Annotated in this window: 18 protein-coding genes; 13 read left to right on the top strand and 5 right to left on the bottom strand. The window is 39.5% G+C overall.

The genetic code is table 11. From position 1 onward, the window contains the following. Nucleotides 1-39: 39 nt before the first annotated feature. From LEPBI_RS04235 to LEPBI_RS04245, 3 genes are all read left to right on the top strand, one after another. Nucleotides 40-1242 (top strand): hypothetical protein, encoded by a 1203-nt coding sequence (locus LEPBI_RS04235; protein ID WP_012387874.1) that lies wholly within the window; start codon nucleotides 40-42, stop codon nucleotides 1240-1242. A 2-nt stretch (nucleotides 1243-1244) separates the two neighbouring features. Further along, nucleotides 1245-3767, top strand: a complete 2523-nt coding sequence (locus LEPBI_RS04240) for a penicillin acylase family protein (RefSeq protein ID WP_012387875.1) — start codon at nucleotides 1245-1247, stop codon at nucleotides 3765-3767. A 79-nt stretch (nucleotides 3768-3846) separates the two neighbouring features. After that, a complete protein-coding gene (locus tag LEPBI_RS04245; RefSeq protein ID WP_012387876.1) occupies nucleotides 3847-5010 on the top strand; it encodes a tetratricopeptide repeat protein in 1164 nt (387 codons plus the stop codon). Here the strand turns inward: LEPBI_RS04245 and LEPBI_RS04250 are convergent. Continuing rightward, complete coding sequence (locus LEPBI_RS04250; protein WP_012387877.1) at nucleotides 5002-6291, bottom strand: DUF1577 domain-containing protein; 1290 nt, start codon at nucleotides 6289-6291, stop codon at nucleotides 5002-5004. The genes LEPBI_RS04245 and LEPBI_RS04250 overlap by 9 nt on opposite strands. Nucleotides 6292-6383: 92 nt before the next feature. Here LEPBI_RS04250 and LEPBI_RS04255 point away from each other — a divergent pair, with 92 nt between their 5' ends. The 9 genes from LEPBI_RS04255 (at nucleotide 6384) to LEPBI_RS04295 (ending at nucleotide 13560) form a co-directional block, all read left to right on the top strand. Further along, complete coding sequence (locus tag LEPBI_RS04255) at nucleotides 6384-6911, top strand: hypothetical protein (RefSeq protein ID WP_012387878.1); 528 nt, start codon at nucleotides 6384-6386, stop codon at nucleotides 6909-6911. Next, entirely contained in the window at nucleotides 6895-7713 is an 819-nt protein-coding gene (locus tag LEPBI_RS04260; protein WP_012387879.1) for an enoyl-CoA hydratase/isomerase family protein, read from the top strand. Before LEPBI_RS04255 ends, LEPBI_RS04260 begins: the two co-directional genes overlap by 17 nt. A gap of 65 nt (nucleotides 7714-7778) precedes the next feature. After that, a complete protein-coding gene (locus tag LEPBI_RS04265; protein ID WP_012387880.1) occupies nucleotides 7779-8477 on the top strand; it encodes a Crp/Fnr family transcriptional regulator in 699 nt (232 codons plus the stop codon). 180 nt (nucleotides 8478-8657) lie between these two features. Further along, nucleotides 8658-9611: a rhomboid family intramembrane serine protease gene (locus tag LEPBI_RS04270; protein WP_012476168.1), complete on the top strand. Its 954-nt coding sequence runs from the start codon at nucleotides 8658-8660 to the stop codon at nucleotides 9609-9611. Nucleotides 9612-9660: 49 nt separating this feature from the next. Further along, nucleotides 9661-10128, top strand: a complete 468-nt coding sequence (locus LEPBI_RS04275) for an LIC11177 family protein (protein ID WP_012387882.1) — start codon at nucleotides 9661-9663, stop codon at nucleotides 10126-10128. Nucleotides 10129-10377: 249 nt separating this feature from the next. Then, a complete protein-coding gene (hisB, locus tag LEPBI_RS04280) occupies nucleotides 10378-10959 on the top strand; it encodes an imidazoleglycerol-phosphate dehydratase HisB (RefSeq protein ID WP_049755973.1) in 582 nt (193 codons plus the stop codon). Next, nucleotides 10956-11582: an imidazole glycerol phosphate synthase subunit HisH gene (hisH, locus tag LEPBI_RS04285; RefSeq protein WP_012387884.1), complete on the top strand. Its 627-nt coding sequence runs from the start codon at nucleotides 10956-10958 to the stop codon at nucleotides 11580-11582. The genes hisB and hisH overlap by 4 nt, the downstream gene beginning before the upstream one ends. After that, nucleotides 11582-12325, top strand: coding sequence for a 1-(5-phosphoribosyl)-5-[(5-phosphoribosylamino)methylideneamino]imidazole-4-carboxamide isomerase (hisA, locus tag LEPBI_RS04290; RefSeq protein ID WP_012387885.1), 744 nt, complete (start codon nucleotides 11582-11584; stop codon nucleotides 12323-12325). Before hisH ends, hisA begins: the two co-directional genes overlap by 1 nt. A gap of 2 nt (nucleotides 12326-12327) precedes the next feature. Next, on the top strand, nucleotides 12328-13560 hold the full coding sequence (locus LEPBI_RS04295) for a vitamin K epoxide reductase/DsbA family protein (RefSeq protein WP_012387886.1): 1233 nt from the start codon (nucleotides 12328-12330) through the stop codon (nucleotides 13558-13560). A gap of 21 nt (nucleotides 13561-13581) precedes the next feature. On the opposite strand, the gene LEPBI_RS04300 is transcribed toward LEPBI_RS04295, so the two are convergent. Genes LEPBI_RS04300 through LEPBI_RS04315 form a run of 4 tightly spaced genes read right to left on the bottom strand, consistent with a single transcriptional unit; the run spans nucleotide 13582 to nucleotide 18214 of the window. After that, nucleotides 13582-14574, bottom strand: coding sequence for an N-acetylneuraminate synthase family protein (locus tag LEPBI_RS04300; RefSeq protein ID WP_012387887.1), 993 nt, complete (start codon nucleotides 14572-14574; stop codon nucleotides 13582-13584). 30 nt (nucleotides 14575-14604) lie between these two features. Next, nucleotides 14605-16677, bottom strand: a complete 2073-nt coding sequence (feoB, locus tag LEPBI_RS04305; protein WP_012387888.1) for a ferrous iron transport protein B — start codon at nucleotides 16675-16677, stop codon at nucleotides 14605-14607. After that, complete coding sequence (locus LEPBI_RS04310; RefSeq protein WP_012387889.1) at nucleotides 16674-16913, bottom strand: FeoA family protein; 240 nt, start codon at nucleotides 16911-16913, stop codon at nucleotides 16674-16676. The genes feoB and LEPBI_RS04310 overlap by 4 nt, the downstream gene beginning before the upstream one ends. Beyond that, the gene (locus LEPBI_RS04315) at nucleotides 16910-18214 is read right to left on the bottom strand and encodes an ABC1 kinase family protein (RefSeq protein WP_012387890.1); all 1305 of its coding nucleotides are present in this window, start codon (nucleotides 18212-18214) and stop codon (nucleotides 16910-16912) included. Before LEPBI_RS04315 ends, LEPBI_RS04310 begins: the two co-directional genes overlap by 4 nt. Before the next feature lie 115 nt (nucleotides 18215-18329). On the opposite strand from LEPBI_RS04315, the gene LEPBI_RS04320 reads away from it, so the two are divergent. Continuing rightward, nucleotides 18330-20330: a helicase gene (locus LEPBI_RS04320; RefSeq protein ID WP_012387891.1), complete on the top strand. Its 2001-nt coding sequence runs from the start codon at nucleotides 18330-18332 to the stop codon at nucleotides 20328-20330. Nucleotides 20331-20407 lie beyond the last annotated feature (77 nt).

Below are 20407 nucleotides of genomic sequence, written 5' to 3' on the forward strand. Positions count from 1 at the left end.
GGCTCTTATTCGTTTTACTAAAGAAAAGGAAGGGAGCGTATGGATTTATTTCGTAGATACGGATTGTATCTAACTATTGTTATACTGGTATTGGTAGGTTTAATCTTTTATTTCGTAAAGGACGGTGTTGGAACCGACCAAGAAGCAAAAGAGAAAGCAAGACAAGAGAGAATGGCAAGTAGTTCTGATCCAACGCAAGGTAATGAATCTGGTGGAGACGGTGGTGAAGGTGGCGATGCAATCCCAGATGATGGAGCAACCCCTGAATACATCTTGGAAAAATATATGGAATGGGCAGAGTATCCTCCGTTTTCACGGCCGATGTCCATTCTCAATCATGATTTAGCTTTTCCTTTTATCATTGAAACATCTCCCGATTATATGATCGATGCAAAAACGAACGAACCAACTGGTTACGTTTGTATGTTCCAACCAAAAACATGGGCGGTGATTGGAAACAAGGACATGATGTATGTTACCCTGGAATGTCGTGACAAGGCAAGGAATCGTGTGAAAGTTTCCATTGATTCTCACCAAGTATTTAAAGAATGGGAAGGACAACGTTTTGGAGTTGTGAGTGCTTCGGTGAATGATAATGGAACCGACGGTGACCAAACGAGAGGGGATAACATTTATACATTCTCTTGGAAACCACAAAAAGCTGATTGGGGACAAATGTCACTTGTAGCTGAAATTACCTATGGTCCTGAAAATTTAAAAACCACATTAACATCTAGTTTTTTTTCCAGTCCCTCCATTCCTGCTGAGTTTAATGGTGTTTTTTCTGATTCCTTACAAGATGGATCACTGATCGTTCGTTCTGTTGTGAATGTGTATCGAAAAGGAAAATATCATTTGGAAGCGAATCTAAAAGATGAAAAGAACGGAGAATACATCGCCTATGCCGTGTATGATGGTGATTTAGTTTCCGGATCCAATGAAGTTGAGTTTACTTTTTACGGGAAAATCCTTCGTGACAAAGACTTAGATGGTCCCTACATCGCCACTTCCTTTCGAGGGCATCGTGTGAATTTACCGATTGATCCAGAATGGTTTAACCAAGGGGCAGAGGGGCTTCGTAAAATCCAAGCAGCTAAAACAACAGAACCAGATCGTGAACTTGTGGTTCCTTATAAAGATGAGTATAAAACAAAATACTACAAAGTTGAATCATTCTCAAATGCCGCTTGGGACTCTGCAGATAAACAAAATCGTATCCGTCAAATCAAATCACTACAATAACTATGTTACAGAAAACAAAAAACTTTATCAAGAAGAGACCGATGATCAGTCTCTTCCTTCTTTTAATCCTTTCTTTGCCAGTTACCTTACACATTTTATTTTGGGGTCTTGTTTCCTTAAAAGCTCCGAGATACCAAGGTGAAATACGCTCAGAAAAACTCTCCGCAAAAGCGACTGTGATCCGGGACGCAAATGGAATTCCTCACATTGTAGGCGAGGATGCAAAGTCCGCCTATTTTGCATTAGGTTTTACGATGGCGCAAGATCGAATTTTCCAAATGGAATTACAAAGGCGGATTGGGAAAGGGGAACTCACTGAAATTTTTGGCGAAAAACTCATCCCTTCGGATCAGTTTTTAAAATCACTTTTATTGAAACAAACGGCAGAAGCCTATGCAAACCAAACCAAACATATTTATCCGGAAGCTTGGGAACAATTGGATTGGTTTTTGGATGGTGTGAACCATTTTTTAGAAACGGAAGCCCTACCAATCGAATACACAATCCTAGGTATCAAACCTAGACCCTTCGATCGAGTTGATGCCATTTCGTTTTTGTTTTATATGGGATTTTCCTTTGCAGAAGGAATCAAGTCGGACAGTTTGTACACGATCATGGAATCTGAGTTAGCTGGTCGTTCGGCAAGTGAACTCTTCCCGAGATATGATTTTGAACCAAATGCCTCCATTTTAGAATCCCAACCAGGGATTCTAAAACTCGCTTCCAATGTTCCAAAAATACAAATCAATTCTCAAAATACGCGCCAAAACGTTCACTCAGAGAAAGAACATCCTGAACAAATCAATTCTCAATCCATCCAAGATGTAACCAATTTGAAAGAGCTCGTACGTTTTGTGGGCTCACTCCAGATCCCAATGGAACCATTGGAAGGTAGTAATTCTTGGCTTGTAGCACCGAGTCGGTCCGCAAGTGGAGGAGCCGTACTTGCCAATGACCCACACATTGCTTTGTCGAACCCGGGTGCTTGGTATGAAGCCCATATTGAATACCCTGGGTATGAAAACTATGGTTATTTTTTATCCATCATACCTTTCCCACTCATCGCACACAATCAAGACAAAGCTTGGGGACTGACAATGCTTGAGCAAGATGATGTGAATTTGTATATGGAAACCATTGATAATGGGAAATACAAATCAGGGTCTACATGGAAAGAATTAAGCCATTATAAAGATGGAATCAAACAAAAGGATGGATCGATCATTCCTTTCGAAGTTGCCATAACAGGCCACGGTCCTATCATCACCGAACATATCAAAGGTTATAAAGGTAGACCCGTCAGCTTGTATTGGTCCCACCACCATTTAGAAAATCCTCTTCTAGATGTTTTATATAAAATGGGTAAATCCAAATCTTTCCAGGAACTAGATTCTGCGTCTTCCATGATCGGAGCACCTGGACTAAATTTTAGTTATGCGGATAAGGATGGAAATATCGCTTATTATGCCGTGGGTAGATTTCCTATATTGAAGGGAGGGAATCCAAGGAAAATTTTAGAAGGTTCCACAGGAGAAAATGATGTGATTGGTTATGTTCCTGTAAAAGACAATCCAAAGATCATCAATCCTAAAAATGGAATTATCGTAACAGCCAATAACCTAGTGACAAACCAAAGGTTACCTGGTCTTGGAAAACCGGAAGGGAATTGGCAACCCCCTGATCGTTTTCAGAGGTTAGTTGGTATTTTGGAAACCCAAGAGAAATGGAGTTTAGAAGAACTTGCCGCGATCCAAACAGATACGGTTTCCTCTTTTGCCCCCGAATACCTTGAAATTGTATTTTCTTCTGCAAAAAAACCAAACTCATTGGGTGGGAAAAAAGTATTAGAAATTTTAAAACATTGGAACTTTGAACATTTCCCTGATTCGCAAGGTGCTGCTGTGTATGATGTTTTCTTTTATTTAACCTTGAAAGAACTTCTCATCGATGAAATGGGCCCTGAACATTTTGAACTGTATGGAGAATTAGCAGAATATTGGAATGCGTATCGTCGTTTTATCCGAAATCCCAATTCCAATTATTGGGATGATTTGAGGACTGTTGGTGTGATCGAAACAAGGGAAGATATTATCAATCGATCCCTTGAAGAAACAGCGAAGTATCTAGAAAAGAATGTCTCTGCCTCTCCAAGCCTTTGGAAATGGAAATACTTATACAAAATCAAACACCCACATCCACTTGGAGTATTGCCTTTGATAGGTGGTGTATTTGATATTGGTCCCATGCCAAGTGCTGGTGGTGCGGAAGTGGTGAATAACTTAAAATACAAATTGATGAAAGAAGATTGGACGGCCACTTCTGGTCCTTCGAAACGTAGGGTAATTGATTATGGTAGGTTTGAAGAGTCTTTGACCCAACTTCCCATTGGGAACAGTGGGAATTTAGGGAGTCCTTTTTATGGAAACACAGTCGAGGATTATAATCATGGAATCCACAGAAAAATATTGTATTCCAAAAGCCAAGTGGGAGAGGGTAAATTTCGTTTAGAATTCCAACCTAAATAAGAGAATTTTCCCTACCAGAGGCGGTAGGGAATTTTTTTTCTACTCACTGACTTTTGGAATCGGCCGATCCTTAGTATAGATGGTTCGGCTCTTCCTTCTTCCCATTTTCCTTTTTTCTACACTCATGGCTCAGTCACCATCTGACCGAATGGCATTTGCCTTTCGAAGCCAATCATCCCTTGATCCTTTACGTATGATCGTAGTTGGAGAAGTCGTAGGGATTGAAAAAGCGAGTTTTTACGAAGTGGATAAACTCTCTCAAGAATTGGAAGTGGACACAAGGCCAGACACTGTGACAATCAAGGTGGCTGATCCAAAGGGAATTCGTGTTGGGCAAACCTTATACCTTTTAGAAAAAAACCAAGACCACAAAACCTTTCGTGAAGGGAATATTGTGGGAATGATCACTGTTAAATCCGTTTACCTCACCACTTTTTTTGGATGGCAAGTTAGGGGTGAAGGATATTTACGTCTGATTGAAGATCGCCCAGTCACTGCCGCTCGGTTACTAGACACAACCAAGTATGAAGAAGCCTTCCTTGCGAAAAAACAAGGAGACCATTATTTCGCCAAAGGGCAAATGGAAGAAGCCCTTCGAAAATACAAACATGCAGTCTCTCTTGATCAAAGTTCACCTGACTTACATTATGCGCTAGGGAAAGCCCACTGGAAAGATGGGGAAGGTTATGTATCCACTGCATTTGAATATTCCATGGCATGGAAAAATAGAGAACGATTTTCGAATGCCCAAGAACGTCTGTTATTTCTTGTCGATTATTTACGATTTTTGACTTATTATTTTAAAATCGAAGGCAAAGAAAATAAAAAACAATTGGAGCTTATGCCTCAGGTTGCCAAGGAAGCTCGTACTTTGTATCCCAAAATATATGAAGTATGGCTTTATAGTTTTGAAGTCACTTTCCTCAGTCTTTTGCATACCAATCTTTCAGGGAATACAGTTGACCTTCGAAAATCACGAGATGAACTCTCCAGTCGCTCGGAAGAATTTTTGAATAAAGCTTATTCACTTCGGAAATCGGATTATTACCTTCACAAACTTGCTTGCGAATTCTACAATCTACGATGGAAGGAAACAAGGGGCACAGTCGAAGAAACCACGTACCGATCAAAACTAGTGGAACATGGGAAACTATTACGTTTGTATTATACGGGTGAAACCACTCTCTCAGAAGATTTGCTCAATGCCATCAGGCTTGCCGAAAAACAATCCGGATTACTCTGAAAGGATTTTCATACTCTTTTCGAATAAATATGATTCTAAAAATAACATATCGTCTGGTGCTGAACTAAAATAATTCACACCCAAATGGTAGTGATCCCCTTTATCCAAAAATCGAATGATTTCCCCGCGAAGGATCATGGTTCTTTCTTTGCTGAGTGGGATGAACATTTTGATGATATTGTGGCGTTTTAAATATTGAAACAATCGTTTGTCGTAAATTTCGAATAGGAGTCCATCAAGGGAGATGTCCACGACCTTTGTAGTGGATTGCATGGTTTCATAACTTCCATACTGTATGGCAATTTTCGTAAAGACATAACTGATGATCTCTGCCAATTCAAATATGTAAACAGCTTGGTTCTGAGAAATCGTGAATCGTTCCATCGCTGTCGAAAAAACTTTGATATAACCCACTACATCCTCATACAAACGTATGGGAGTGATGATATAGGAAACATAAAAGTTCCTGGATTCATGTTTTCTCATCGATTCAAAAAATTCTAAGGCAAATTCATCGCCTAGTTCCTTAGCCATCTCTTTGTGTTCAGAAAAATAATTAAATAGAACCTCATCATTAGGTTCATTTATATATGATGTGATACGATTGCAGTCGGAGATGTAGATGGTTTTTGATGTTTGTAAGATTGTTTTTTTGATAAAATCGTCGAACTCATTTAGTTTTTCATCTTCTTTGAAAAAATGGATTTCATAATCCTTTGAAATTCGTTCAATTGCCTCAGTCAACATGATGTTGATGAGTTTGCTGTCAGGCCTATCCTTTCGTACTTCTTTCATTAGGTGAGGGAACCTACTTTCCGCATATAGGTTTTTCCCAACTTCCCTCGATCCACCAGACAAACTACGAAAGAGAATGATGAAGTTCATAAACAAATCATCAACAGGAATCCGTTTATTGGTCCGGAGTTGGTAGGATTGTAACTCGGTGGGAGTTTTGATGACAATTTGTTCTTTTTGAATATCAAGGATGACAACTTCAAATTGGTAATTGATATTCATCACTTCAAAACGAACCCGAGCCCTTCTGGAACCTTTTTCCACAAGGTCAGGGATCATAAGTGTCACGGAGTGAGCTTCTATTTCTTCGACAGCGGCAACTAGGTTATCTTCTTCATAGATGAATTCAAATTCTCGATTGTCAGCTTTTAGATAATAAAAGAGGTGTTTTACGATATTGACATCAGAACCGATGATTGTCTCATCAAATAACGATTCTAAAATCGTAATGAGTTCCTGCATCGAATCCGTTCTGCCGATCGCCATACTAAAATTATCGATTTTTAGAGGGGCAAAACTGATTTTCTCTGAGAGAAAATATGCTAGGAAACGACAGAATCCGCCGAAATGGGAAGTATATGGAACTAACTCTCCCAAAACATGTAAATCCTGAGCTGATCCCAATGATCCGACAAGGACTCTTAAGTCCCGAAAAGTTGGCCATCTTGTCGGAACTCCATACGATCGTGGAACGATTTGCAGGTTCTCTCTACACCGATGAAGAGACCCAAAAGAAAATTTTAGAAAAAACAGGATCGATTCCTGACCTCATCACTTGGGGGGATTATTTCCAAACGGAAGTGGCATCCCGTTATTATTTAGAATCAGAGGAATCCCTTCGTAGGATTGTTGATACCATTCGATTTGATTTGATTTCAGCGCATTTGATATTTTCCGGAAAACCAGATCACTATAAGGACAAAATCCGTGCGGATGTTTTGTTCAGCAAGGGCATTGACTCGGCCCTTCCCAATCAAAATTTTGAAAGCCAACATTTAGAAATTTTACTCAATTACTTTGAAAATATGGAGATTGGGAACAAACCTTTATCTTTACAAGATAAAGCCTGGTACGAATCCTTTCAGATAGATGAAATCGCGATTTGAATCCAAAGAGTATGAATTCCTAGAAATAGAATCCCGTGAAACAGAAGATGGGACCATTCTTTCCATCTTCTTAAACAATCCCTCGTCTCGAAATTCCATGACATGGAAAATGGGAGAAGAGTTCGCTGACCTCATCCATTCCATTCGCAAACAAAAAAAACTTCCAAGAGTTGTCATTGTTTCAGGAAGGAATGATGTGTTTTGTGCCGGTGGTGATCTGAATTTATTACGTTCTTTCTCTGAAAAAAGTTTCTCACAAAACAGGCGTGATATGAGAAAGTTTTATGGTTTTTTCTTGTCTGTTAGAAAACTTCCAGTGCCTGTGATTGCGGCGGTGAATGGTCATGCGATTGGAGCAGGTCTTTCATTAACCTTTGGTTGTGACTTACGAATTTATGCAAGTGAAGGAAAGTATTCATTTAATTTTGTGCGTCTTGGAATCCATCCTGGAATGGGCTCTAGTTTTTTAGCTCCTGAACTTCTCGGAAAAAGTTTGGGTGGAAGGTTACTCATCACGGGAGAAACCTTCGATGGAAACAAGGCAAAAGACTGGGGTCTTGCACTGGATTCTGTTGCAAAACATTCCGTATATGAACGAGCCATGGAACTGGCCATCTCTTTGTCTAAGGCATCTCCACTTGCTTTACAAGAACTCAAAACAAATCTGTATTCATGGAAACAACTCGATTCTGCATTGAAAAAAGAAGCAGAATCCCAAGCGCGAAATTTTATCTCGGATGACTTTAAAGAGACCATTCAGAGTATTATAGAAAAGCGAGATCCTAAATTTAAGGGAAAATAAAATTTTAGAAAGTTTCTAAAATTTTGTCTCGACAAGCGACTGGTAAGGGGTTACATAAAAGTTTGATGTCTGACCTTCCACTCATTCCCGATTGTTTTTTATGCGATTACAAAAACCATAATGTGTTGCATTGTGCGGCTCACGAAACAATTGAACGAATCAACGCAGGGAAAGATTTTACGATGTTCCCTCGTGGCAAACACCTTGTGACAGCTGGGGTCAAAGCTGACGGATTTTTTTTCATCAAAACAGGACTTGTCAGAAGTTATGTCCAACTCGCTAGCGGAAAAGAACAAACCCTCCGATTGAGTGGCCCTGGGGATTGGGTTGGGTTTCGCGATTGTATTTCTGATTCTATCTCTCATCACAACGTTGTGGCTGTGGAAGACACTCATGCTTGTTACATCACAGGAGCTCTCATTGATGCTCTTGTCAAAGATGATAGTAACTTCCAAAAAGAAGTGTTCCGCCAAATGGCCAAAGAATGGCGAGAAATGGAAGAACATGTTGTTTCTCTCGGAACCAAACAAGTCCATGAAAAATTAGCAGAGATCCTCATCGTTTTGGACAATGCCCAAGGTCGTAAGAACCATGTGGAATTAAAGGTCACACGGGATGTCCTTGCCACTTTCATTGGTACAAAAACGGAAACATTGGTCCGTGCCTTGTCGGATCTAAAGGCAAGGGAATTTATCTCAGTCGACAAAAATCGAATCGATATTCTGAACAGAGAGGCATTGTATTCTCTCTCAAAAATCGCGTAATTTTTTCTCCCAAGTGTTAAGCAAGAGCACTGGAATTCCGATGGTAGAAGTGATTGATAATCAAGGTAGGGTCTGTTGCCTGATTTTACCTTAAATCACTCCCGGGGGGCATTCCGAAAGGATTCCCCCTTTTTTTATTTCCCTTGTTTCTTTCCCTAGACTCTAAATTTTGGAAGTACCATGAGTAGAAATCGAAGCCAGGGCGCTAGTTTGTTCGGGAATCCGATCCTTCATCCTTTGAACGTCATTTTAATCCTCAATTGTTTTATCTTTTTTTTACAATACTTTGCCAACCAACAACTAGTGTTTCGGTTTGGACTCACACCAGATTTTGTACTGAGTGGAGCCGTTTGGCAAATCTTCACTTATGGTTTTTTACATGAGGTAGGTTTACTCCCACTTCATTTATTTTTCAACATGTATGGGATGTACATGTTAGGGAATCATATCATTCCTATCATCGGGAAAACCAAATTTACGATTTTGTATTTTGTATCTCAAGTAGGGGCAGGGATTTTTGTTGTTCTCTCTGCCTATTTGAACGTTGTGTTAGGTGGTCAAGTTCCGTTACTAGAATCGATGACTTCACAAACCATTGGTGCTTCCGGAGCAATTTTCGGCTTACTTGCGTTATTTGGTATTTTTTATCCAAATGCAGAATTGTTATTATTTATCATTCCAGTGAAAGCGAAAAATGCAGTGTGGGCTGCGTTACTCATCGGATTTTTGATTTCTCAATTTGGGAATGGATCCATTTCCAGTACTTGCCATTTAGGTGGTGCACTGACGGCCCTCCTTGTCATCAAACTTTTCCCAAAACATTTTTTACCAAGCACAATCCCATACCTTCCTGGTTTAGAATGGGAATCTCCCAAACAAAAAGAAACAAACTTCCAATCAAAAGCCAAACAGGTCCCTGTGGAAGATTTGTTCCAAGACCAAAAAAAATCCAACGAATCCATTTTAAAACAAATCGAACTCAAAAAAGACACGAGTTCGGTAATAAATTATTTACAGCCACTCCAGGTGGAAAACGCCAATATTTGCCCTCCTTCTACGTATAATACCGAGGATCCAATTTGTTTGCGTTGTGAGTGGTTACCAAATTGTGCCTTACGTAAGGCGAAGGCATAATTTTTCGTCTTATTCCTTGACACTCATGTGAGATAGGGATAATGAAACCATGCCTGATGAAAAAAAGTCCTCAGTAGATGAGGTACTAAAACGCGAAAAACTGTCAAAAGAGTTCGAAAAGGAAAAAAGAATCTCAGAACAAAAGGCGATCGAACAAGCGGCCGCCAAATTGTCTTCTCAAAGCCAAGTCAGCACAGAGACTTCCAAATCATCCAAGTACATCACCAATATTGATATCGCCTTTTCTCAGGCAAAAACAGATCTACGATTTTATTTTTTGAATGATGGTAATTATGCAGATGAATTCAAACGAATGTTTGTCGAAAACGAATCCATTTTCAAACGTTATGGGATCACAAGCCAGAAATACTTAGAATACATTCGGGAATCCTTCGATCGTTACAAAAAAATCCATGATATGATGCCTCTCGACCCAATGAAGCCAAAACACTATAAATATGTTGAGGATTCCATTTCGGAACTGATCCGTATGTTCAACCAACGCTTTGGAAAATAAAAAAGCGAAAAAAAGATCCGATTTCCCTAAAAAACTGAGAAGGATTTTTTTCTGATTTGTTAGTCCTAGTAGAGGGACATTTTTGGACAGACGTTGGAAACGAATTTTGGCTTTTTTTGTGATCACATTGGTGTATTGTTTTTGGGTTTTTATTGGATATAATTTGGTAGGTGTTTTGAGCTTCGCTTCCTAATTCTCACTCACATTCTCTCTTGACAGCTGGGTTTTCTACCAAACATGCTTAGGAATATGGTGGAATCCAGAAAAACATCCGAAACGGACATCCGCTTGGACCTAAACCTCCGAGGCAGTGGTGTTTATGCATTTGATACAGAAATCCCTTTTTTTGAGCATATGCTCTCTCATATCGCCAAACATGGCCTAATTGACATGGATCTAAAACTACGGGGAGACATTGGCATTGATTGCCACCACTCCGTAGAAGATACGGCCATTCTACTTGGTCAAATGATCCACACCCAACTGGGGGACAAAAAAGGAATCTTTCGGTATGGAAATTTCACCCTTCCCATGGATGAAGTTTTGACCACAGTTGCCGTTGATCTTGGTGGAAGATTTTATTTTAAGTACACTGGACCTGCACTCGACGGCAAGTTTGGTATTTATGACGCAGAACTCACATTAGAGTTTTTACAAAAGCTTGCCCTCAATGCTAAAATGAACCTTCACGTTGTGGTTCATTACGGAGAAAACAGACACCATATCCACGAGTCGATTTTTAAGGCTTTGGGAAAGGCACTCCGGCAAGCCATTGCAATCGACACGAGCGCCAAAGACCAAATTCCATCCACAAAGGGAATGCTCGAGTGATCGCTGTTTTGGATTTTGGAATGGGAAATATCCATTCCTTGTTAAAGGCAGTCTCGCTATATACAAACGATTTTGTTTTTACGAGTGATCCCGAAAAGGTAAAACTAGCGGATAAAATCATTTTACCAGGTGATGGACATTTTGATAAAGCAATGCAGAACCTAAACGAACTCGGGTTTACTTCGCTGATCAAAGACCACATTGAAAGAAAAAAGTATCTATTTGGGATTTGTATCGGCTATCAAGTATTATTCGAGGATTCCGATGAGACAAATAAACCAGGGTCTACAATCTCTGGGCTCGGACTCATTCGAGGGAAAATCAGAAAGTTTGAAGGCAAAGCAAATCTCAAAGTGCCACATATGGGTTGGAATAAACTCTTTGATATCAAACAAAAAAATTCCAAATTACTCAAAGGGATTCCAAATGAATCTTTTATGTACTTCATCCATTCTTACCGTCCGGTAGGCGTAGACCGATTGGACATCACAGCAAACTGTCATTATTACGGAGAATCTTTCCCTGCTGTTGTGGAAAAAGAAACCATATTTGGAACCCAGTTCCACCCTGAAAAGTCAGATAAACTAGGACTTGGAATCCTAAAGAATTTCATCGAAATCTAATGTTAGTATTACCAGCAATTGATTTACTCGACAACGAAGCTGTCCGCCTTCTACAAGGTGATTATTCCAAAAAAACCGTTTATTCGTCTTCTCCCGAAAAAATGATCCAAGTCTTTGAAGAACAGGGTGCCACTCTCATCCATATTGTGGATCTCAATGCGGCAAAAACGGGAAAATCGGAAAATGAAAAAACAATCAAAAAAATCAAAGAGAAGTGCACCGTAGATCTAGAGTTAGGTGGAGGTATCCGGACCATCGACAATATGAAGTTTTATGATGGATTGGGTGTTTCACGACTGATTTTAGGAACTGTTGCTGTGGAAGAACCCAATGTCGTAGAAAAGGCAGTTTCTTTATTTGGCCAAGACCGCATTGTCATCGGTGTGGATGCAAAAAATGGATATGTCAGAACCAAAGGTTGGGAGTCTAATTCTGGAATATTGTACAAAGATTTTTTAACGACCATGTATGGAATGGGAATTCGCCACGTGATCTTCACCGATATTGCAAGAGATGGAATGATGGAAGGCCCAAATACTTTAGCGTATGCCGAATTACTTGAAACATTCCCAGACTTACAACTTGTCGCTTCTGGTGGTGTTTCTTCCAAAGAGGATTTGGTGGAACTCTATGACAAAACGAATGGAAAATTGTTTGGTGCCATCACAGGGAAAGCCATTTATGAAGGAAAATTAGATCTAAAAGAAAGTATCAGGATTCTAAATCAAAAGAGGGAAAAATAGAAATGAATCGTAAAAATTTGGCAATTGGTGGACTCGTCGTAGGAGTTTTAGGACTTCTATTTTCGTTCCTATTAGCAGTCGAGTATTTTGGAATTGGAACAGACAATGTTGCCGGTGCCGCTTGTTCCGCATTAGGTGGTGGTGATTCATGTTTAAAAGTAGCAGAAAGTTCTTATTCGGCGATTCCTGGTGTCCCATTCCTTGGGAATATTCCTATTGCCTTACTTGGTTTTGGATTCTATGGACTCCTCGTTTATACTTTTTATCTCATCTATAAAAGCACAAATTCTGAAGAAATTTCCAAACTGATCTCTCTTGTTCTACCTGTTTTGATACTTGGTTTTATTTTTGATCTTATCTTATTTGGTATTTCGGTTGGGATCATCGGTACCATTTGCCAGTTGTGTTTTATCACATATATTGTGACCATTTCATTACTTGCGATTGTATTTCTATTATGGAAAACAGAAGGGAAACCAAAACTCAATATCCCCGCTTCCATTAAAGATGGTTATGCGACGTTCGGGCTTGTTTTCTTTTTTAGTTTTTCTGTGGGTTTTGCCTCAAGTAAAATGTGGGTAAAGGGTGAGTCCTCAAATACACTTGCCACTTCCAGAGGAATGGATTCCAAAGAAATCCAAACCAAAATTGTTTCATACTTCCAAGAACCAACACTCGGGATCAATGTATCCGGTTCTCCTTTCATTGGAAAGAAGGATGCACCCATCACCATAGTCAAGTATGCAGATTACAATTGTGGTCACTGCCTCCACACAAGTCACATCTTACACACTGTCCTATCTGAATATGATGGAATGGTAAAGGTTGTGTATAAAAATTTTCCTTTGGACGGTTCTTGTAACCGACTCATGCAACAACCACGGCCAGGTGCCTCTTCCTGTGTAGCAGCCATGGCAGCCATTTGTGCCGACAAACAAGGAAAATTTGAACCAATGTACCGCGGTTTGTATGATAATCTAGAAAAAGGTGTGGCTCATTCGGGAGCAAGTGTTGTGAATTTGGGGAATCTCATTGGACTCAATGTCAATTCCCTCAAAGCATGTATGGCATCCAAGGAAGCACAAAACCAATTGAACGCAGAAATTGATGAAGCAGAAAAACTGAATATCCAATCCACTCCTTCTCTTTACATCAATGATCGTCGAATTGAAAGTGGAACACCAAATCCTGTGTTCTTAAAAACTTTACTCGAACAAATCATCCAAAAGATGTAAAACTTTCGGACTTTCAAGCACCTATTTTCTGATAGGTGCCACTCGGATGGGTCCTTCTGGTAATAATGAAGGATCCCCCACCAAGTCCAATTCCCAAGAATCTAAAACCGTATTGTCTTTTGTATGTAGGGCAGGTCGTAGGCTCATGACCGATTGGTTTTGTTTGTACAAAGACCTTCGTCCGTAAAACCAACCACTGGTTTCTTCTTTGTGAGTGTTTTTTCCATACTTCCCACCCATCACATAACTATGTTTAGTATCTTCAGCTAATTTTTTAAAAGATACTGGGTCCATAGAAATGCTATGGTCTGGGCCTTCCAAATTTCGATCCAAAGTAAAATGTTTTTCAATGACAACAGCCCCAAGTCCAATAGCAAGGGAAGAGGCGAGTGTTCCATCCGAATGGTCACTGAAACCAATGACATAATCTGTTGTGTCCAAATAATAGGGGATGGATTGAAGGTTTACTTTATCCAATGGAGTTGGGTACATTGATACACAATGTAACAAACATACTTCTGCATTCTCTTTTTGGAATTTAGAAATGGCACGGATCACTTCTTCTGGCAGAGCTGCCCCCGTGGACACAATGATGGGTTTTTTTGTTTGGATCACTTTGTTGAGCAGTGGTAAGTTGACGATGTCTCCAGAAGCAATTTTAAAAATTGGGACATTTAAGTTAGATAACAAATCAACTGCAGAATCACAAAGCGGAGTGGAAAAAAAATCGAGCCCCAAATTTAGGGCTGTTTTTTGAAATTCTCTATGGAATTTTTCATCCAATTCGTATTGTTTGAAGATATCAAATAAAAACTTTACTTCAGGGTTTTTCGTATCAATGAATTCTTCTGTGCGGTAGGTTTGGAACTTTACCGCATGGGCACCGGATTCCTTTGCTTTCTCAATCGTACGTTTGCCAATTTCTAAGTCGGCGTTATGGTTCAGTCCAATCTCTGCTACTAAATATGGTTCTGAGTTTCTGGTAAGAGTTTTATTGCCAATATGAAAATCCAAAGTGAGCCTCTAGACTTCATTGTCGGCAGATTAAACAAATCCTAAAATTTTTCCCAATTGGAATACCAGAAAGGAGGTAAAGATCGCAAGTGTTGTCATGTACAAAAATTGGACTGTCGGCCAAAGCAAACTCCCTGTTTCCTTTTTTGTCACAGCAAGGGTGGACATACATTGGCTAGCAAAGGCAAAAAAGAGGAGGAGGGAAAGTCCTGTGAGTGGAGTCCAAACAGGGGATCCATCTGGTTTTTTGTCAGCCCGAAGTGTTTCCCGTAAGGATTCGGATTCCTCACCTTCCTCTTCCGATCCGTATAATACTGCTAAGGTGGAAACCATCACTTCCCTGGCTGCAAACGAAGTTAGAATGGAGATTCCAATTTTCCAATCAAAACCAAGAGGTTCGATGGCAGGTTCCATTACCTTTCCCACACGTCCAATATAGGAAGTTTCGATGGGGCTTGTTTTCCAAACATTGTCTTTGTATTCGGCGGGGAAGTGGCTTAAAAACCATAAAATCACAGAGATATAAAGGATGATCTGACCTGCCGTCGCCAAAAATGATTTCACTTTTCCGTAGACAGTAAAAAATAAACTTTTGAAGGAAGGTAGGTTGTATCTAGGCAATTCCATCACAAAATAAGAAGCATTTTCTTTGAAGACAGTCTTACGAAAGATGAGTGCAAAAGTGAAACTCACTATCATTCCGAGAAAGAACATGGAAAACAAAACAAAACCTTGGACATTGAAAATTCCAAATATTGGTGGGTAACTAAAAACAGTTCCCACAATCAAAATGTAAACAGGGTATCTTGCCGAACACATGATGAGTGGTGACACCATAATCGTTGTAAAACGATCCGATTTGTTTTCAATGGTCCTTGTTCCAAGGATGGCAGGAACCGCACAGGCGGCTGACGAAAGAAGTGGGATAAAGGATTTTCCAGAAAGTCCAAATTTCCCCATCAAACGATCCATGAGAAAACTTGCTCTTGCTAAATAACCAGATTCTTCTAAAATCCCAATGAACAAAAAAAGTAATGCTATTTGTGGAACAAAAACAACAACGCTTCCCACTCCACCTAATATCCCTTCTATGAGGAGTGATTTCAATGGCCCATCGGATAAAACGTTCCCAATGGTTTCTTGAAGACCTGTGATTCCTTCCTCAATCAAATCCATTGGAATTTCAGCAAAACTAAAAAGACTTTGGAAGAGTAATCCCATCAGTAGAAAAAAACATACAAAACCTAAAATGGGATGTAAAAAGATACGGTCCAATCGTTCTTCCCAACTCCCTTGTATTGCAATTGGATAATGAATCGTCTCAGAGATGATTTTTTTGATCAAGATGGATCTGTGGATCATCTCTTCTTGGTATGCAAACTGTAAGGGTTTTGATTCCAATTCTTTGGTTAAAAATTGTTTGGTTTCGTTAGGGAATTGGTTTAGGTAGCGACTGTCCTGTAAGTGTGGGTCATGATTTAAAAATTTAAGTGCCTGCGAAAGAAAAAACTCCGCTTCATTGGTTGTAATTTTGAGTTTTTGTTTTAGGGAAGTTAAAAAGGATTCTTCTTTGGATCCCCATGTCCATAACCGTTTTTGTTTTCGATACGATTCTTCTTTGGATAATAATGTTTTAAGTTCAGAGATCCCTTCACCTGACTTTGCATTTACAAGAACAATTTCTAGTCCAAGGGAATGTTTTAATTTTTTCAAATCCAATTGGATTCTTTTTTTTTCGAGGACATCCTTCATCGTGAGGACAACAAGAGTGGGCACACCCATGTCGATGATTTGTAATAAAAATTGGAGACCTCTCTCTAGGTTGAGAGCATCCAATACATAAATCACTACTTCATTTTCCTTTCGTTTGAGTAAAACTTCGTAGGCGATCTTTTTATCTTCGGCAATTCCACCTAGACCGTATGTTCCGGGTAAGTCGGTGATCTTTAATTCCAAATTGGGTAAATAAACAACCCCTTCTTTTTTTTCTACAGTGACTCCACTGAAGTTCCCCGTTTTTTGATTTAGGCCTGTGAGTTGGTTGAATAAAGTGGTTTTCCCACAATTTGGATTTCCGACTAGGTAGATATTTTTTTCTTTCATTGTTTGGTGGTTTTCAGTAAAATCGCTTCTCCATCTTTCATTCGAAGACCAATGGTGGTGCCCCCTAATAAACAAATCAATTTACCAAGGTATTTGGATTTGGTTTTTAAAACGATTTGTGCACCAGGGAAAAATCCCAGCTCTAACAGTTCTGTGATCATTGGTTTTGGTAATTGGTCCAAATTGATGGATACAATTTCAGCAGTTTCCCCTTCGTTTAAATCTAAAAGTGTCATGTTTTCCCAATTACAAAATTTTGAGAGTCTCGAAACAAATTGATTTCAGGAGCCATGGATTTTACATATCTGTCAAAGTATAACATTTGTTTCATGAGAAGGGCAAACTCCCTTGGAATTTTTAATCCATTTTTTTCAGCAATTTCCTTCATATCGAACATGATTCGATTCACCTTGGATTCATCAAACATTTCATTTGTCGTCAAATGGACATAAACGGATTCTAATTCATTAAAAACAGAATCCAATTCTTTGGCAAGTAAGGTTGGATTCACTCCGCTATCGGTAGAATCCATCTCGACAAGGCCTTTTGCAACTAACATTGGTTCACCAATCCCAATCCCTTGGGTAAAAAGCATTAACCCGCTCCAAATTTTTGGAGAGATCCTACCAACAATTCCAAAATCAATAAAACCAATACATCCATCTTTTAGGATCATCAAATTCCCCGCATGGACATCGGCATGAAAAAAACCTTGGTTGGACAAAGAAGAAAACCAAATCTCAAGTGCATCACTCAAAACTTTTCTTGGGTTGTCCGTAAATTGTTTTAATCCTTTTTCATCGGTGATGGGGACTCCATAAAACCGTTCCATTGTTAATACTTTTTTGGTGGAAAGAGTGTGATAGACTCGAGGGACTTTGGCTCTCGTTTCATTTGCTTTCAGAAGATAGGCTTCAAACTCTTCTATGTTTTTGGCTTCTTGGATAAAATCGATTTCTTGTAAGATGGAGATCTGGAATTCTTGGAACATCGCGGTGAGACCAGATTTTTTAAATTCAGGTGCGATGAACTCCAATACTTTTGTTAGGATCCCTAGAATCTGCATGTCGGTTTTTAAAGTGAGATGGACATCGGGCCTTTGTACTTTGACAACCACATCCAAACCTTCTTTTGTGATTGCCGCATGGACTTGGGCAATGGATGCGGACGCTAGAGGAGTTTCTTCAAAACGATGGAATAAGGATTCTAGTTTCCCACCAAGCTCTCGTTCCACTGTGGATTTGATTTCTCGATACTGAACAGGCCTTACTGAGTCCAAACAGGCCTGCATCTCTTCTACGTATTCGATGGGAAAGAGGGAAGGGGCACTGGCAATGAATTGGCCCAGTTTGATATACGTCGCACCTAATTGGGAAAAGGCCTCGCGTAACATGATGGCGATTTCTCTATGGTTTGGTTCTCCCTTGGCCAGTTTTGCCAGGATTCCTAACAGTTTTGTTGAGAACACAAAACTAGAATGAGCCACTCGAAGGCTTGAGTGGAGACCAAAAGAGACAATCTCGGAAAATGAGTCCATAAACCCTAATTTGGGACTCAAATGGGGATTGGAAACGACAAAATGGACTCCGAACCTACAATTGAAATAGAGTTGCAGGATTAGGTCCCAACCAAAAACTTATCAAATCGCACCCATGAGCCAAGAAACTGTCCTGTACCAAGAGTTAGAGAAACTCGATCTCAACGAGATCAAAAAAATCGCCAATCTTTGGAACATCCAAAAGATCCCGGGAAAGGACAAAAAATCGACCATTTTGGGTCTCATGGAAACCTTCCAAAACGAATTTTACCTAAAAGGTGTTTTGGAAAAGTTCACACCCCTCCAAGTGAATATCCTCACCTCCATTTTGAAAAACAAAGGGGTCATGACTCTCGGCGAAATTTCGAGAAAGGTCAATATCCCTCCAATCAACGTCGAGATGGAGTTAAACGTACTTCGCAAATACTACCTTTTGTACCAAAGGAAAAACCGCGAACGTCTTACAAACAATTTAGACAAATACCATACTTATGATGAATACCAAAAACTCATCAAAGTAGAAACCAATCCTAAGGGTGAAAAGTTTAAGTATTCCATTGAGAAGTCCCTACATAAGGCAACACTCGGCGAAATTCCAGACGAATGGAAGGAAGCTGTGGGTGTCAAAAAAGGGGAACACATTGATACCTTTTTAAAACATGCCCTCAGTGCTGAGTTTTTACAAAAACTCATCGATGAACTTTCAGACTTTGACAAAGATGTTCTGCACCAAATTTACATCCATGGTGGTGTGATTGAAGCCGATACGATTCGTAATTATATCACGGTGAACCGTGGGAAGTTTGAACAAACAATCCCTCACCTAACGGCTCTTCACTTGGTTCGAGACTTGTATTATGTGGAAGACAAATTCATTCGTGTCATTGTCATTCCAAAAGAAATTTTAGACCATTTACAGTTCTCACCAATTTTACCTCCTGTCAAAAAAGGAACTCGTGTTCGCCAGGAAAAAATTTCGGCAAACGGTCTCGATTTTTTCTTAAACGTTAAAAAACTCATCTCTTACATTTCAAGAAAAGGTTTAAATTTAGCCAAATCTGGAAAAATCAAACAAGCAGACCATAAAAGAACGGAAACAGAACTTTTATCTCCTGATATTGAAATTTTCCCAGAAAAAAGCCAAGTGTATCAAATTGAGCTCATTCTTCCCATCTTAAAACTGTTAGGTTATGTAGATATCAAGGGTGAGAATGTCATTTTAGTCCAAGAAACCGATGAGTTTCTGAAAAAAGATATTTTTGAAATCATGAAACTTGTCATTCACGAAGTGAATGAAGCAAGAACACGTAGGTTAAACCCGGCAGAAGTTTTCACTGCTACAGAAGTTCCTTTTTATGAAAAAGGGATTTTGGACAAAACTGTAAAACTCATCATGGCACATGGAAAAATCAATACTTCTGTGATTTTTTCCCATATCATCCGTGACCATTTGGTTTTTGCACCAACGTTCCAAATCAAAACCTATGAAGAAGACTTAGCAGATCTTAGAAAAGAAATCATCTCTGCCATTTTTTACTTACAACTCTTTGGTCTCATTGAAGTGGAATACCCACAACGGAATTTGAGTTTATCAGAACTCGGACTCCATTATTTCAATCATGAACCACTCGTGACAGTTACGGAAAAGGGTGGGATTACCATCAACCCAGACTTTTCCATCATTGCTTTCCCGGATCGTGTTTCCTTACATGGCATCCATTTGCTGAAAGCTTTTTGTGAACTGAAAGATTATGACCGAGTGTATACGTTTTTACTCACAAAGGATAGTTTCCAATTGGGAATTTTACTTGGGTATGACAAAGAGACATTCATCCATTTCTTAAGAGAATCATCCAAAGCGGAACTGGCACAAAACTTACTCTTCTTACTCGATGATTGGGGAAACAATTTACCAATTGTCACCATCACAGAAGATTCCGTTTTACTAAGAACCAAAGATTCTCAAGTGATGGAACTACTCCTTGGTCAAATCAAAGGCAAAAAATTTGTTTTGGAAGAAGTGAGCCCAACAGGGATCATCATCGAAAAATCAAAGGTGATGGAAGTGATCGCCATTGCTGAAAAACTGAATATGATCATCCGACTGAACCGCTAACCAAACAGAAGTTTGTTTCTTTAGAATCATTCGAAACAGCTGGAGCCTCAGAAATAAAAAAAGACCAACGATTGTTG

The sequence above is a fragment of the Leptospira biflexa serovar Patoc strain 'Patoc 1 (Paris)' genome (assembly GCF_000017685.1).
Lineage (GTDB): Bacteria > Spirochaetota > Leptospiria > Leptospirales > Leptospiraceae > Leptospira_A > Leptospira_A biflexa.